This is a genomic window from Flagellimonas abyssi, assembly GCF_019457905.1.
Lineage (GTDB): Bacteria > Bacteroidota > Bacteroidia > Flavobacteriales > Flavobacteriaceae > Flagellimonas > Flagellimonas abyssi.
Map to the genome: position 1 here is coordinate 399,925 of NZ_JAHZSV010000001.1, position 14,620 is coordinate 414,544.

Consider the following 14,620-nt stretch of genomic DNA (forward strand, 5'->3'; position numbering starts at 1 on the left):
CAAATATCCGCAAATCATCTATTTTGTCCATACCCAAAATTTCAAAAACATAAAAATATCGTCCGTTTTGAAGTCTGGATAATCGGCTACATATTTACAAATCGATAGAGCTCATCGGAAGCTTGTAAGAGTTTTCCTTTTAATGAAGGTTCAAGGCCTGGGTGATTTTTCAAATATTCCTCCACTATTTGATAAGCTTCTTTGGACTGATATTGCCCCACTGTAGCTGACAACCATCTTTTAGGAAAGAAAATATCACCTGTCCTTTGAATCTCCTCCAATAAGTCCAATGCCAACGGAAGTTGTTGTATTGCGGTTTTTTGTCGTAAAGGATGGTGCAGATATCCACAAGCGGTTCCCACCCAAGATTCTTTTTCCCTGTTTTTGGTATCTCGGAACGATTTAAAAAAGGTTTCCCTCACCGCAGCATCAGATGAAAGTGCGGGCTGTAAGAATTCAAATCGTTTTATCTTGTCTGCATTATCCAATTCGGATTTGGCTGTTTCCAGAATTTCACCAGCTTTTTTATGATCATATAAGGCCAAATCCATTGCCATATCGGTATAATCGTCCTGATTAAACTTTAGACCTGGTATTTTTATGTTTTTGCTCCAAACGGCATACAGCCTCTCCTTGGCCCTTTCAGAATATGCTAAACCTTTCCAGAGTCCAAAAATATTTTTCTTGATATTGGGCTCATATGTATCCTCGAGCAGTTCTTTCCATAGCAAGTTTTCGACCAATGGCTGCTTTTCCGCTCTTTGTTCTTCGGTAAAGTAACTCCAAAACAATTGTGAAGCTTCTCCACTGACCATTCCATGAACAAATTCGTTTTCCTCTTGTAGGATGACATCCATATATAAATCAAAAACCTCGAGAGGAGGGATTTGCCCAGATAGAACGTTCTCATAGGCATTGAGATAGGCATATCCACGGGCGACTTCATCTTTTAGCGTTGGGATTACGTTCAATTTGGACGAATCCAAAGGAAAAATACCATAGCCAAAGGCATTTGAGTTATAAATTATCGTCTCGGGTCGTGGAAGTCCCTCCGCTAACTTCACATTTACAATACTATCGGATATCGTGACTGGGATTATTCTGGTGCTATCCGGATATACCAAGGTTATTTCAAAAGATTGTGGCCATAATTTATCACTTCCATCTTCTGCTTTTTGAGAAAGCGTGAAACTTGCTATTTTCCCATTTTCATACTCAATCCCCTCAGTTATCATAGGCCTACCTGATTGATTTACCCATACTTCACTCCAATCTTTTAGGTTTATGGGCGTCCTTTCATCCAAAATCTCCACCAAATCGTTCCAAGTGGCATTTCCATAGGCATAGGCCTGAATATATTCGCGTATACCATCTCGGAAAGCCTTCTCCCCGATTGCAGCCTCTAGTTGCCGCATCATAATTGGTGCCTTGTTATATATGATGCCCCCGTAAAGACTACCAGCATTTTTTAGGTTATCCAAATGTTGCCGTATAGGGTTGGTGCCACGAGTCCTGTCCTCACCGTAGGCACCACGGTAATGGGAAATCAAAAACTGGAGTTTATGGTTGATTTCGGGAAAGGTCGGGTTCATGATCTTATCGGCCATAAAATTGGCAAACACCTCTTTCATCCACACATCGTTGAACCAATCCATGGTGACCATATCCCCAAACCACATATGGGATGTTTCATGTGCTATAAGTTTGGCACTGCCCATAAGACGGCGTTCGGTAGCACTTTCATCCAAGAAGATAGAGGATTGACGGTATTGAATGGCTCCAATATGCTCCATTCCTCCGTATTGAAACCCTGGAATGGCGGCAAAATCCAATTTCTTGAAGGGAAACTCATATTGGGTGTAATCCTTTAAAAAATCGATTGATCGCTGATGAAGGTCGAAAATCTTGGGAACACTGTAAGCAATTTTTGCGGAATCTGTTTCACGATATAGCATTGTCATATCAAACATACCTGGGTTTTCGGTAACCGATTCAAACTTTCCTGCAACCAAAGAAAACAGATAAGTACTCATAAAATCGCTTTCCTCAAATGAGTAATGTACCGTTTCGCCTTTTGGCTTCGCTTCCTTTAGTGGTGCTCCACAAAGAACTTTCCAGTCGGCAGGTGCCATAACATCCACTACATAACGTCCCTTGATGTTGGGCTGATCAAAACAAGGGAACAATGTACTGGCACGATCAGGTACCAAAAGGGTATATAAATAGTTTTCATTCCTGTTCAAGGACAGTTCTCCCGCATTAAAGGTAATTTCAATCGTATTGGGCCCTTCCTCAAGGTTTTCCGAAATAATAATATGTTCTTGTTGATGAACAACTTCTTGCTCTTGACCATTTACCCGAATAGTTTTTAACAATGAAGCGTCTGCATTAAAATCAAGATATAAGGGTTGCGAAAGATCATGAAGGTCCACATCCAACTTTAATTTTGAGGCTATTGGACGATTTTTATCCGCTGGGATATCAAAAGAAAGTCCATACACCACATTGGATACTTGGCCAACTCGATACTCTGCCAGTTGCAGCGGAATACCCTCTGCCAATAAATCTTCTTTTTTTGTTGACTCACAGGAGGTTGAAATTATCAATACACTCACACAGGCCAGAATGCTTGTTTTCATAAAAACTTGGTTGATTCGGTTCCCTTTTGCTCATCAAGGTAGCTAAAATCATCTTGATAAAGCATTAAAAAACAAATACTTAATCCCTTACCACATAGTTGACGATATCCACTCCTGTATTCCCGGTTTTTGGGTTGTAGGCATAAACGGTGATTTGATAATATCCAGCTTCCTTGATTCCAAAGTGGCCTTGAAAGCTGTTTTGTGCTGGATTGTCCAATTCGACCTCCCCTACACTCTCTCCGTCTTTTTTGACCATGGCTTTCACTTCAATTAATTTGGAATCCCAAATTCCATCTACTTCTATCGGGCAACCGCACATCATAACGATATGGGCCTCTATTGGTAACCCTGAATCGGGTATAGATCCCAGATTAATATATTGATGGGTATTGGGCTTTAAAATATCCACCACAAAACCAGGTATTTCCAATACTATACCATCTCCTAAAATGTGTTTACCTGGAATCAACCAAAGTTCCGTACTGGCCTGTACGCGAGCATTTTTTTTATGGATTGGCGATAGTATTTCCACCTGCACAAAAACGGGCTCGTTGATATCCAAAATGGCCAAAAAACCTGCGGTCTTATCATCGCTGAGTTCCGTGTAACGTTCATGGACACTCTTCATGATCAGGTCAGTGTTTCCCGTTGCACCAGTGGTATTGCCCTCGGCCATGATCTCACCGTTCAAACTGTTACGGACGATTACGTGGGCTCCTCCTATGGAACTTCCAACGAACTTGGCATCCTTTGCCTTGGCACGTACCATGAGTTTTGTCTCGGTGGCAAAACCATGTAAACAAATAAGGAGTAATGTTAGGGATAGAATTGATTTCTTCATTTTGGTTGATTTTTCAATCCTAAAATTAAGGCTTTTAAAAAGTTCTCAGGGGCGAAATCCGTTTTTTATCCCAATTCAATTACTACGAACCAACTTGTGAACGTAATTGCTTAAGTTCATCTCTGGCCGCCCGTATAAGTTGTTTTAGTTGATTGGAATCCTTTTTGGGGCAATCTTGCCCCAAATGATATTCGGAGCTTTCTATAACTCTTTGACAATAGGAAATTTGTTCTTGCAATGGACATTTGCAGATGGTCTGGCCGTATAAATTGTCCAATTGGCGCAAGGAAGGGGTCGAGGCACTATTTTTAAAAATCTTCAACATAAATCAAACAGATAATCTCATCACACAATACCGCAACAAAAATCAAGCCACAGTATTTTGCTACTCTCCCTCTACCCTCAGCATAAACCCACGGCGGCTTACGTTTACTATGCTCAGTTTGGGGTCGTGCGCCAGATGTTTACGTAAATGCGATATAAAAACGTTGAGACTTTTTTTGTTGAAATAATCATTCTTGTCCCAAACCGTGGTCAAGATTTCTTTATGAGTACACAATTGATTTTTGTTCTTGGCCAATAATGCCAGAAGGTCAAATTCCTTTCCTGTTAATTTGATAGGCTTCCCGTTGTGTTTGAGTTCAAAATTGTCCATGTTGAGAACGTAATCGCCAATCTCATATTCGGACACTTGAACTTCTTGTTCCTCATCCTTTACCAACCTGGCCAACAATGCATTGATACGCACAACAAGCTCTTCTTCATCTATGGGCTTTTTAAGATAGTCAACAGCACCCATTGAAAACCCTTTAAGAACATCTATTTTGAGCGACCTTGCTGTCAAAAAAATAAAGGGCAGCTCGGGATTTATTCCTTTTATCTTTTGTGACAGTTCAAATCCATCCATATCGGGGAGCATCACGTCTAATATGGCCAAGTCAAAAACATTGGTCTTGGTTTTTAGCACAGCCTCCGAAGCATCTTTGGCCCACGTAACCACAAAACCCTTCATTCCTAAATATTCCGATAATAGATACCCTAGGGAATTATCATCCTCAACCAATATCAACTTATATTTTTTATCCATTTTTGGTCAATTTAAAGGACATGGTAAATGTGGTTCCTTGTCCTGGTTCGCTTTGCACCGTAATTTTTCCACGGTGCATTTTGATTATTTTTTGCACATAATACAGTCCTAAGCCGTATCCTTTTACCTTGTGGACATCTCCATTTTTAACCCTATAATATTTTTTGAAGATTTTGGGCATATCCTCCTTGGCAATACCTTGTCCATTATCGGTGGCCCTGATGAACAATCGTCCCTTTTGTTTGCTTGCGGTCAATTTTATTTGTGGATTGTCCGAGTACTTTTTTGCATTTTCCAATAGGTTGCCCACCACATTTTCCAGATGGAACCTTTCGGCCCTAATAATGTATGGACCTTCTTCGAGTTCGAACTCAAACTGAATTTCTTCATGCTTGGCCAACAAACTAAAACCTTCGCAAATTCGCTCCAGTTCTGGTTTAAAATCAATCTCCTGAAACTGCAATAGTTTGTTTCCGGACTCCATGCTGGCCAGCTCCAAAACTTTATCGATATGCTTTTTGAGCCTGTTCGATTCGGCTCGAATCAATTCCACCACGGCTTTTTTATTCTCAGGCACATCTTCCTCCAAGATTTTGCTTGCCAATCCTATGGAGAAGACAGGTGTTTTTAATTCATGTGTCAGGTTATTGATAAAATCGTTCGTGGTAGTGTTGATGCTTCGTTGTAAATAAAATGATCTAAGTACCCATATTACCACTATGATTATCATCAACAAGAATAATAGTCCAGGAACGATGAGCCCCCGTAATTGTCCCAAAAAGTACTTGTTCAAATCTTCAAAACCAATCTCCAGAATAATTTCTTTTTGGAGCAATTCTGGTAAATATCCTTTCACTTTAATTGGGTAAGTAAGGTCTTCTTGCGCTTTTATGTGAGGGCGTACGGAACTCAAATATGTTATGGAATCGCGTGAATACAGTTTATAGGTGAAAGGGGCATCAATTCCGGAAAGGTTTAACTGGTAAGAGATATAGTCGTTTAAATAATATTGGGATGCCTTCTCTAGGCTATCCAACCCGATCCTGACCTCGGAAGTATCTTTTCTGATAGTATTTCCCAGTGTGTAGGTCAATGAGTTTACCGCTGAGAGCTCACTGTTTATATTGTCTCTGGCCTGATCCATTTTATCAGAAAATTGGACACGGGCCAAACCTAGTCCCACCCTCAGATATTGGTATTGCACCACCAACAAACCGACAACTGCGATTATAAAAAAAATAACATAGAGGTTCCTTTTGGTCAGCATACCGCTAAATAAACAAAAATATACCAGCTAATTACCCAATGGTTAACCCTATTAGTCTTTCATTAACCTTTTTGATCTTTCATTAGTCCCTGTGCTTAAACACAAGGTTTATATTAGCGTTGAGTTTAGTTAAAACATATAAAGTAGTAAATCTTCAAACCGACCTGTTCTAGGTCGGTTTTTTTATTTTAATGCAACGGAAGCCCTATTTTCATTTTTCGGCTATGGATTAAGGTTCTATATAGTTTATCTTTGGATTCCAAATTATATGGATGATAAGTATTTTTCAGAAGAAAATTTACTTGGTCGATTATTTGAGCGGCCTTGTGGATATCCACAACCACATTTTACCTGGTATTGACGATGGCGCCAAAACTGTTGGGGATTCGTTGGAGTTGATCAAAGGATTTTCCGATTTTGGGGTGACTAATTTTATATGCACGCCCCATATCATGCACAATTACTATGACAACACCCCAAGTACAATCAAAAAGGCACATGGTAAACTTTATAATGAATTGCAAAAAAATGATGGTTTGCAAGTCAATTTGGAGTATGCCGCTGAACACATGATCGATGATAATTTTGAAAGCATACTGCATGGCAAACAAGTAATGCCTTTGGGAAAGGATTATTTGCTAGTCGAAATGTCGTATTTACAGCCATCCTTTAATTTTGATGTGGCCGTTGACCAAATCGCCAAGCACAAATATTTTCCAATACTGGCACACCCGGAAAGGTATATGTACTATCATGGTAAATATGGGAAGTATGCGTCCTTAAAATCTGAAGGAGTCTTGTTTCAGCTCAATCTATTGTCGTTGAGTCCCAAATCCTATGGAAAGGCTGTGCATAAAACAGCTGAGAAACTATTGAACGACGGTATGATCGATTTTGTAGGAAGCGATGTCCACAACATCAGGCAATTGATGTTGTTGAAAGAAATCAAAATATCAAAAAAGACATTAGATCATCTCTTCCCTATTATCGAAAATACAATTCAGACCTTTTATTGATTATTAGGAGAAATTCCACCATTTTTTAACGGACTTTCCGTAACCATAGCCGTATTTTCCTCCATAGCCCAATTCGGATTGCTTTACATTGTTGACCACAAAGGACAGTCCTTTTAATTTGCCTTCCTCTTTCAGCTTTAATGGAAAATCGATGACTTTAAGTTCAGTTGCACCCGCCTTGACCACATATAGAATTTGGCTGGCATACTCACTGATCAACAACGTGTCGGTCACTACCATTAATGGTGCGGTGTCCACGATAACATAATCGTACATTTTGGATACCTTCTCAAATAATTCACCCATTCTAGGGTTCATGAGTAACTCTGTTGGGTTTGGCGGTATTTTTCCTGAAAATATAAGGTCTATTTCGTTTTCATTGATGTGTGCCGGAACGGTGATGTCCTGTACCTTTAAATCAGAATTGACGAGAAACTCTGTTAGTCCTGCCTTTGTACTCCTTCTGGGTTGAACACCCTCCTTTCCGACCTCAACATTTTCGTCACTGGAAAAGAAATCATAAAGCTTAGGGTTTCGGATATCAGCTCCCACCAATAAGACCTTCTTTCCAGTATCGGCATAAATCTTGGCCAGATTGGATGAAATGAATGTTTTACCCTCCCCAGGAACGCTGGAAGTTATAAATATAAGATTGTCCGGCTTCGATTTCTGGCTCTTTTGAATATAGTTGAGATTGGTCCTTAAGATTCTCAAAGACTCCGCCAAAACTGAACGGTCGTCCTTCTTTACAATCTTTCTGTCTTTTTTCCCAATCTTTGGAAGTTCGGCAATTACAGGGATATTGTTCCCTATGACACCTTCCAAATCCTGTTTGCTATTTAACGTGTTGTCCAATAATCCCGATACATAAATAAACATGAACGGAAGTACAAACCCAAGGAACAGGGCCGCAACATAGTTGATCATCTTGTTAGGTGCCACGGGGGCAGAACTGGTACTATACGCAGCATCTACAATGGATGATGGTGGAGAAGCTGAGGCAAAGGCTATTTGAGCCTCCTCCCGCTTTTCCAGAAGATATAGGTACAAAGACTCTGTGGTCTCCAATTTCCGTGTAATATCACGTAGTTCGCGCTCATTTCCAGGAGCTGAATAAATCCTACTGTTAATTCTGGATTGTTGCCGGGCCAAACTGTTGATCTGCAGTTCCAAGTTTCCCGTGGTATTGTTCAAACTCGAAAGCAAACTACTTTTTAAGGTATTAAGCTCCTTGTCCAAATTTTGAACCACCGGATTCAGATTACTGGAACTTTCCAACAACCTGTTTCTTTCTGCAACCAATTGATTGTACCGCGCGGTAGTTCCTGTAATCGTTTGGTCGGAGAGCCCAAGGTTTGATGGCAAAATCTCATAACCGTCTTGGTTTTCGACCATGTCTTTCATGGAAGATGCCATATTCAATTGCAAAGAAGCACTTTCCAACTGTTGGCGGTTCTCCATACCCACACTTAAGTTGATATTGGACTCGGATGATATATCCGTAATTCCACGATTGGTCTTGAATTCTTCCGCGGATTGATCGACATTGTAAAGGTTAGAGTAAATCTCTGTGATACGGGCATCAATAAAATTAGAGGTCTTGTCCGCTGCAATCTTTTTATCCTCAATAGCATTTTCATTATAGACTGCTATAAGTTCATTGATAATGTCCTGTGCCCTTTGCTGTATCCTATCTTGAAGATAAAGGGACAAAATATTCGAAGACCGCTCCAATGGAGTAATTTGAACACGGCCTCGATAACTATCAGCAACCACAGTAGCGGGTCTGATTACAATTCTAAATTCATTCCCTTTGTAAATCTTTATGTTTTCAACACTTGGCGTTATGATCATATCTCCCAATGGAGTTGAAATATTGGAGCCAAAAGTGTTTTGTTTATAGGGCTCATCTTCCTGTCTCTTGTAACCAAATGTTGCATCGGACATTACATTTAAATAAAAGCTGAAGCCAGATTGGCTTACTATGGAATCCGACTCCTTAAAATTTAAATTGAAAGGAGAGTCTTTGTATATCTCAGAATCTAGAATATTACCCAATCTAAAAATTTGTGTGTTCAGCTGAAGCTTTTTTACAACTTCTACAAAATTAGACCGAGATTTGATGATTTCAATCTCATCGATAATTGGATTCATCTGTCCCTGAAAAGCACCCAAATCCTGAAAAACCGCAAGTTCGGGGTTATTGTTTCCCTCCATCTCTATTTTGATTCGAGCTTGGGCATCATAGAGGGGTGCTGTATAGCGATTGTAAAGGAAGGCTATACCTAAACAAAATATAATAGCGAGCAAAAACAAATACCACTTGCTCGTATACTGTCTAATTATTTCCTTGAAATCAATACTTTTAAATGAAAACTTGTTTTCCAAAGATTACTATTTAAGAATTTGAAATGGTATTATAAATTAATTGCGCGTCAAGAATAACGTAGTTGTTACTATCAAAGAAAGTATGGAAAGTGCTATCGTAGTTCTATTGTCCAATGAAGAAGAGACTGCAGCCGATTTGTTGGGTTCTACATAGACCACATCATTTTGTGTGAGGTAATATGCTGGAGAGTTCATTACATTCTTGGAAGTCAAGTCCAATCTATTGTACACCTTTACACCATCAAAGTCCCTGATTACCATTACATTTTCCCTTCTACCTTTAATGGTCAGGTCTCCTGCCAATCCAAGCGCTTCCAATATGGTCACTTGTTCCCCAATAATCGGATAGGTTCCCGGGCTACGTACCTCTCCCAATACAGTTACGGTGAAGTTTCTCAATCTTACATTAATAATTGGATCTTTTAAGTAAGATGAAAGCCTTTCCTTAAGATCAATCTTAAGTTCCTCCGGGGACAACCCCAATACATTTACCTTTCCAATCACAGGGAACTCAATATCCCCATTTTTATCGACGATATAGTCCAATGATTCCGATTGTCCGTTGGCCGCAACCCCTATGGTCAGATTAAAAGGAGCACTTGCTTCAGGGTTTAGGGTCGCCACATAGATGCTGATAACATCATCCACCTTGAACTTGGGCTCAAACCTGTTTTCGGTAACAATTGTTTCAAAATCCTGTGAATCTTGAAAATACACAACTTTTTTTGATGATGTGCATGAGACTACAGCACAGGCTATGGCAAGCAGTATTATCGCGGGTTTAATTTTTTGATACATCTGGAAAGTGTTTAGTTATTGAATTGAGGATATCCAATCCTAGAGGTTTTCTGTGTTTCCTTTATTGGTGTTTTCTTGTCCAATTTACAAAAATCTGAATTGTTGGAAATATATTCCGGTACTATGTCCTTCATCAATTTCACTACATTGTCTTTGAAGAACAAGTTGGAAATACAAAGTTCGTCTATCATGGTTCGAGTTCCCACATAATCGATTTCACGCACCTTACTGATCATAATCTTGTCATGATAGGTAGGAAGCGTATTCTCACCATTTGCCAAAAGTTCTTCATAAAGTTTTTCACCTGGCCTTAGCCCGGTTACCTTGATATCGATATCATCCGGATAGTGAAGGCCTGAGAGTCGTATCATATTCTTGGCCAAATCCATAATCTTAACGGATTCTCCCATATCAAAAATAAAGATTTCACCACCTTTGCCCATGGCCCCGGCTTCCAATACCAATTGTGAAGCTTCTGGAATGGTCATAAAATATCTGGTAATGTCTTTGTGCGTTACGGTCAATGGGCCTCCCTTTTCGATTTGCTTTCTGAACAAAGGAATCACGGATCCATTTGATCCAAGTACATTCCCGAACCTTGTTGTTATAAATTTTGTTTTTCCCTCTTGCTGTCTACAGCTTATGTACATTTCTGCAATTCGTTTGGTCGCACCCATAATGTTGGTCGGGTTTACCGCCTTATCCGTCGATACGAACACAAACTTTTCAACTTCATATTCGCAAGCAAGGTCAACAATGGTCTTAGTACCGGCAACATTGATCTTGATCGCCTCATATGGATTTTGCTCCATAAGGGGCACGTGTTTATAAGCCGCAGCATGGAAAATCCTATCCGGTTTGTATTGCTCAAAAAGCACACGCATCTTGTTCTTGTCCCTAATATCGCTCACAATGGGCACGTAATTGAAGAAACCTGCCTGTTTTAACTCTTGCTGTAGATCATAAAGAGCTGATTCTGCTTGATCAATCACAATCAAAGAGCGATAGTTGTATTTGCAAATCTGCCTTACCAATTCACTTCCTATAGAACCAGCGCCCCCGGTCACCATGATGACTTTGTCATCAAAATCCTTCATCACCTTGCTGTTCTTGATTTCAATAGGTGGACGATCCAATAAATCCTCAATCTGTACACGCTTAATTTGCGAAACCTTGAGCTCTCCATTGATCCAATCCTCTACGGGAGGTACAATCTTAACCTTTACTGGAAGATCTACAATCTCATTGACAAGGATCCTCAATTGTTTGGGATTGATGCTCTGTATAGAAAAAATTACTTCTGAGATATTGTGGAACTTGACAAAATCCTCGGTCAAAATCGACTTGTCATATACCTTGACCCCATTGATCTGTTTTCCTACTTTCTGCAAGTTATTGTCTACAAAACCAATGACCTTAGCTCCCATTTTAGAGTGATTGGTCAATGTATTGTAAGTAATGATTCCTGATTCCCCGGCACCATAGATAATCAAGTTCTTTGTAGGTACCTGATTACCTTTCATCAAACTTTCAAAAGCAATCTTAAACACCATTCGAGATGCAGACAATGCTATGAATGTAAGCAAACTGTTAATGATTATTATGGACAAAGGGATGGTGAATTTTTCAAAAAACACCATATACCTATTGAACATTACAACGCCAATGGCACCTATACTTGCCAAACATACAGCATTAAAAATGGCATAAACATCCTTTATACCGGTGTGTCTTACCACACCCTTATAACTGCCAGATATAAGAAAGGCCAAAAAGAACAATACAACTACGACTGGCAATTGCATCCACAACTGCTCCACATCAAAATCGAAGCTTAGGTTAAACCTGATAAAATATGCAAGAATAAAGGAAAATGAAACTATACAAAGGTCTATCAAAAGTACGGTCCACTTTGATGCGTATCGCTGGCCGGTCCTAAAAAAGAATTCTTTTATCATTTTAATTCACTTTTGATAATTCCACAAATTCTTTCCAGATCAGTGGTTTCCAAACTAGACCCACTTGGCAAACATAGTCCACGATTAAACAGGTCTTCACTAACACCGTTTACATACGAATTGTTATTCTTGAATACTGGCTGTAAATGCATTGGCTTCCACAAGGGCCTTGATTCTATGTTCTCGTGTTCAAGGGCAATTCGTATACCCTCCCTGTCCTCAAAAGAAGGGGTTAGAATGCATGTGAGCCAACGGTTGGATATACTACCCTTAGGTTCTTCCAAAAAAGTGATTTTGGACTGGTCCGACAGGTGTTCCCTGTAGTATTCATAATTTTTCCTTCTTGCGGCCACTCTATCTCCCAAAACCTCCATTTGCCCTCGTCCAATACCAGCTAGCACATTGCTCATTCTATAATTGTAACCTATGTGGGAGTGTTCGTAATGGGGAGCATTATCTCTCGCCTGCGTGGCCAAGAAAACTGCCTTCTCCTTTGTCTTTTGGTCTTTGCAAAGCAGGGCACCTCCACCTGATGTGGTAATAATTTTGTTTCCATTGAAGGATAGGATTCCTATGTCACCAAAACTTCCGCAATTAAATCCTTGATATGAACTTCCCAGTGCCTCGGCACTGTCCTCTATCACAGGAATGTCATATTCCTTTGCTATGGCATGGATTTCATCCACCTTATAGGGCATACCGTATAAATGCACTGCTACAATGGCTTTGGGTTTTTCACCATTTGCCAATCTATCCTCAATGGCCTCCTTTAATAATGCAGGGGAAATATTCCAGGTTTCTTCTTCACTGTCCACAAATATGGGTGTGGCACCCAAATAAGTAATCGGATTTGCGGAGGCGGCAAAAGTAAAGCTCTGGCAAATTACCTCGTCACCATGGCCTACACCTAAAAGCTCCAGACCTAAATGTATAGCTGCCGTTCCAGAACTCAAGCAGGCTGCATGGACATTGTTACCTATAAAATCCTCAATTGATTTTTCAAATTGTTGTACGTTGGGACCCAAAGGGGCTATCCAATTGGTTTCAAAGGCTTCCTTTACATAGGTTTCCTCGTTTCCGCCCATGTGTGGCGGTGACAACCAAATTTTTTTTAATACTGTGGTTTCCATTATCAGTTTTGGGTTGATATAAGTAGGACAAGAATTTCTTCTCGAAAGTAAATGTAATAGTAAAATTGGGGCTGGAAACCATTTTGCTTTACTATTCGCCAAACACAAAAAATAATCGATTAAGTGTTGGAATGATGGTAAGTTGAAAGAAATGCAATCCGGTGAAACGTGAAAATCTCAGTTTACGGCACTGTACTTTTTACAGTGTATACAGAACCCTCCATACTTTCTAAAATAACAACACAAATTAGTTTTACTAAAAAGTAACCCGCGAATTCCATTAATTCCCCATTTTTGTATAAACTTTTCAACTATGAGAATTCTGGTAACCGGGTGTGCAGGATTTATAGGGTATCACTTAACCCAAAAATTGATTGAAAATGGCCATAATGTGATGGGTATCGACAATCTCAACGATTATTATGATGTCCGGTTAAAATTGGACCGTTTAAAAGAGCTCGGTATCGATTCGGATACTGCACTTCATCAAAATAAGACCGTGGCAAGTGATTCTTTTAAAGGCTTCAAATTTGTTAGAATGTCGATTGAAGACCGCGAAAATTTGCCACAATTGTTCAGTCACAATCATTTTGATGTCGTTTGCAATTTGGCCGCGCAAGCTGGGGTACGTTACAGTCTTGAAAACCCAGAAGCTTATGTGGATAGCAACATTGTCGGGTTCTTGAATGTTTTGGAATGTTGTAAGAACCATAGCATTGAACATTTGGTGTATGCCAGCAGTTCCAGTGTGTATGGAATGAACAAAAAAGTTCCCTTTAATACCACCGATTCTGTAGACCATCCCATAAGCCTGTACGCTGCTTCCAAAAAAAGCAACGAGTTAATGGCCCACACATACAGTCATCTTTATGGGATAAGAACCACCGGGTTGCGCTTTTTTACCGTATATGGCCCTTGGGGGCGACCTGATATGGCCATGTTTTTGTTTACGGACGCCATCCTAAAGCATAAACCGATAAAAGTCTTCAACCATGGGAAACTTGAAAGGGACTTTACTTATATAGATGATATTGTACAAGGAATCACCCAAATAGTTGAAAACAGGCATACGGCTGCCTATAATTCTGACAACCTTTATCATCTGTATAACATCGGAAACAGCAAAAGTGTGAAATTGCTAGATTTTATCGAAGCTATTGAAGATGAGATTGGCTTAAAAGCATCTAAAGAAATGATGCCCATGCAACCGGGGGATGTGGAAAAAACGTGGGCCGATGTATCAGGACTGGAAAGAGATTACAATTACCGGCCGAACACACCTATCAAATCCGGCGTAAAAAAATTTGTTGCCTGGTACAAAACGTATTATGGCAATTCAAATGAATAATATGGAATCGTAAGCTCGTTACCCTATAAATGGTTTGATCTCCAAAACACCTCTTTCCTCAATTAGACACTCATTTTAACACTAAACATGTATTTTATCCGTTTTATCAAAAGTTCACCTAAAACCAGCTTGGTTCTAATTACTT

Annotated in this window: 11 protein-coding genes; 2 read left to right on the plus strand and 9 right to left on the minus strand. The window is 39.7% G+C overall.

Going from position 1 to position 14,620, the window contains the following annotated elements; all coding sequences use genetic code 11:
* Positions 1-86: 86 nt before the first annotated feature.
* The 5 genes from K1F36_RS01880 to K1F36_RS01900 form a co-directional block, all read right to left on the minus strand.
* Positions 87-2,639: a M1 family metallopeptidase gene (locus K1F36_RS01880; RefSeq protein ID WP_220112268.1), complete on the minus strand. Its 2,553-nt coding sequence runs from the start codon at positions 2,637-2,639 to the stop codon at positions 87-89.
* A 79-nt stretch (positions 2,640-2,718) separates the two neighbouring features.
* Positions 2,719-3,483 carry a hypothetical protein gene (locus K1F36_RS01885; protein ID WP_220112269.1) on the minus strand — a complete coding sequence of 255 codons (765 nt, stop codon included), beginning with the start codon at positions 3,481-3,483 and terminating at the stop codon, positions 2,719-2,721.
* A gap of 82 nt (positions 3,484-3,565) precedes the next feature.
* Positions 3,566-3,808: a hypothetical protein gene (locus K1F36_RS01890; protein WP_220112270.1), complete on the minus strand. Its 243-nt coding sequence runs from the start codon at positions 3,806-3,808 to the stop codon at positions 3,566-3,568.
* 60 nt (positions 3,809-3,868) lie between these two features.
* A complete protein-coding gene (locus K1F36_RS01895; RefSeq protein ID WP_220112271.1) occupies positions 3,869-4,570 on the minus strand; it encodes a response regulator transcription factor in 702 nt (233 codons plus the stop codon).
* Positions 4,563-5,837, minus strand: a complete 1,275-nt coding sequence (locus tag K1F36_RS01900; RefSeq protein WP_220112272.1) for a sensor histidine kinase — start codon at positions 5,835-5,837, stop codon at positions 4,563-4,565. Before K1F36_RS01900 ends, K1F36_RS01895 begins: the two co-directional genes overlap by 8 nt.
* Before the next feature lie 272 nt (positions 5,838-6,109).
* Here K1F36_RS01900 and K1F36_RS01905 point away from each other — a divergent pair, with 272 nt between their 5' ends.
* A complete protein-coding gene (locus tag K1F36_RS01905; RefSeq protein ID WP_220112273.1) occupies positions 6,110-6,853 on the plus strand; it encodes a tyrosine-protein phosphatase in 744 nt (247 codons plus the stop codon).
* 3 nt (positions 6,854-6,856) lie between these two features.
* Here the strand turns inward: K1F36_RS01905 and K1F36_RS01910 are convergent, their stop codons facing one another.
* The 4 genes from K1F36_RS01910 to K1F36_RS01925 are packed head-to-tail and all read right to left on the minus strand — an operon-like array spanning position 6,857 to position 13,127.
* Positions 6,857-9,241 (minus strand): GumC family protein, encoded by a 2,385-nt coding sequence (locus K1F36_RS01910; RefSeq protein ID WP_220112274.1) that lies wholly within the window; start codon positions 9,239-9,241, stop codon positions 6,857-6,859.
* A gap of 36 nt (positions 9,242-9,277) precedes the next feature.
* Entirely contained in the window at positions 9,278-10,039 is a 762-nt protein-coding gene (locus K1F36_RS01915; protein WP_220112275.1) for a polysaccharide biosynthesis/export family protein, read from the minus strand.
* A gap of 11 nt (positions 10,040-10,050) precedes the next feature.
* A complete protein-coding gene (locus tag K1F36_RS01920; RefSeq protein ID WP_220112276.1) occupies positions 10,051-11,997 on the minus strand; it encodes a polysaccharide biosynthesis protein in 1,947 nt (648 codons plus the stop codon).
* Positions 11,994-13,127, minus strand: a complete 1,134-nt coding sequence (locus tag K1F36_RS01925; RefSeq protein WP_220112277.1) for a DegT/DnrJ/EryC1/StrS family aminotransferase — start codon at positions 13,125-13,127, stop codon at positions 11,994-11,996. The genes K1F36_RS01920 and K1F36_RS01925 overlap by 4 nt, the downstream gene beginning before the upstream one ends.
* Before the next feature lie 313 nt (positions 13,128-13,440).
* Between K1F36_RS01925 and K1F36_RS01930 the strand changes: the two genes are divergently transcribed.
* A complete protein-coding gene (locus tag K1F36_RS01930) occupies positions 13,441-14,475 on the plus strand; it encodes an NAD-dependent epimerase (protein ID WP_220112278.1) in 1,035 nt (344 codons plus the stop codon).
* The last annotated feature ends 145 nt before the right edge of the window (positions 14,476-14,620 follow it).

Excerpts from the sequence above, each read along its gene's own strand:
- K1F36_RS01880 (WP_220112268.1), bottom strand. The coding sequence starts at position 2,639 with ATGAAAACAAGCATTCTGGCCTGTGTGAGTGTATTGATAATTTCAACC.
- K1F36_RS01885 (WP_220112269.1), bottom strand. The coding sequence starts at position 3,483 with ATGAAGAAATCAATTCTATCCCTAACATTACTCCTTATTTGTTTACAT.
- K1F36_RS01890 (WP_220112270.1), bottom strand. The coding sequence starts at position 3,808 with ATGTTGAAGATTTTTAAAAATAGTGCCTCGACCCCTTCCTTGCGCCAA.
- K1F36_RS01895 (WP_220112271.1), bottom strand. The coding sequence starts at position 4,570 with ATGGATAAAAAATATAAGTTGATATTGGTTGAGGATGATAATTCCCTA.
- K1F36_RS01900 (WP_220112272.1), bottom strand. The coding sequence starts at position 5,837 with ATGCTGACCAAAAGGAACCTCTATGTTATTTTTTTTATAATCGCAGTT.
- K1F36_RS01905 (WP_220112273.1), top strand. The coding sequence starts at position 6,110 with ATGATAAGTATTTTTCAGAAGAAAATTTACTTGGTCGATTATTTGAGC.
- K1F36_RS01915 (WP_220112275.1), bottom strand. The coding sequence starts at position 10,039 with ATGTATCAAAAAATTAAACCCGCGATAATACTGCTTGCCATAGCCTGT.
- K1F36_RS01920 (WP_220112276.1), bottom strand. The coding sequence starts at position 11,997 with ATGATAAAAGAATTCTTTTTTAGGACCGGCCAGCGATACGCATCAAAG.
- K1F36_RS01925 (WP_220112277.1), bottom strand. The coding sequence starts at position 13,127 with ATGGAAACCACAGTATTAAAAAAAATTTGGTTGTCACCGCCACACATG.
- K1F36_RS01930 (WP_220112278.1), top strand. The coding sequence starts at position 13,441 with ATGAGAATTCTGGTAACCGGGTGTGCAGGATTTATAGGGTATCACTTA.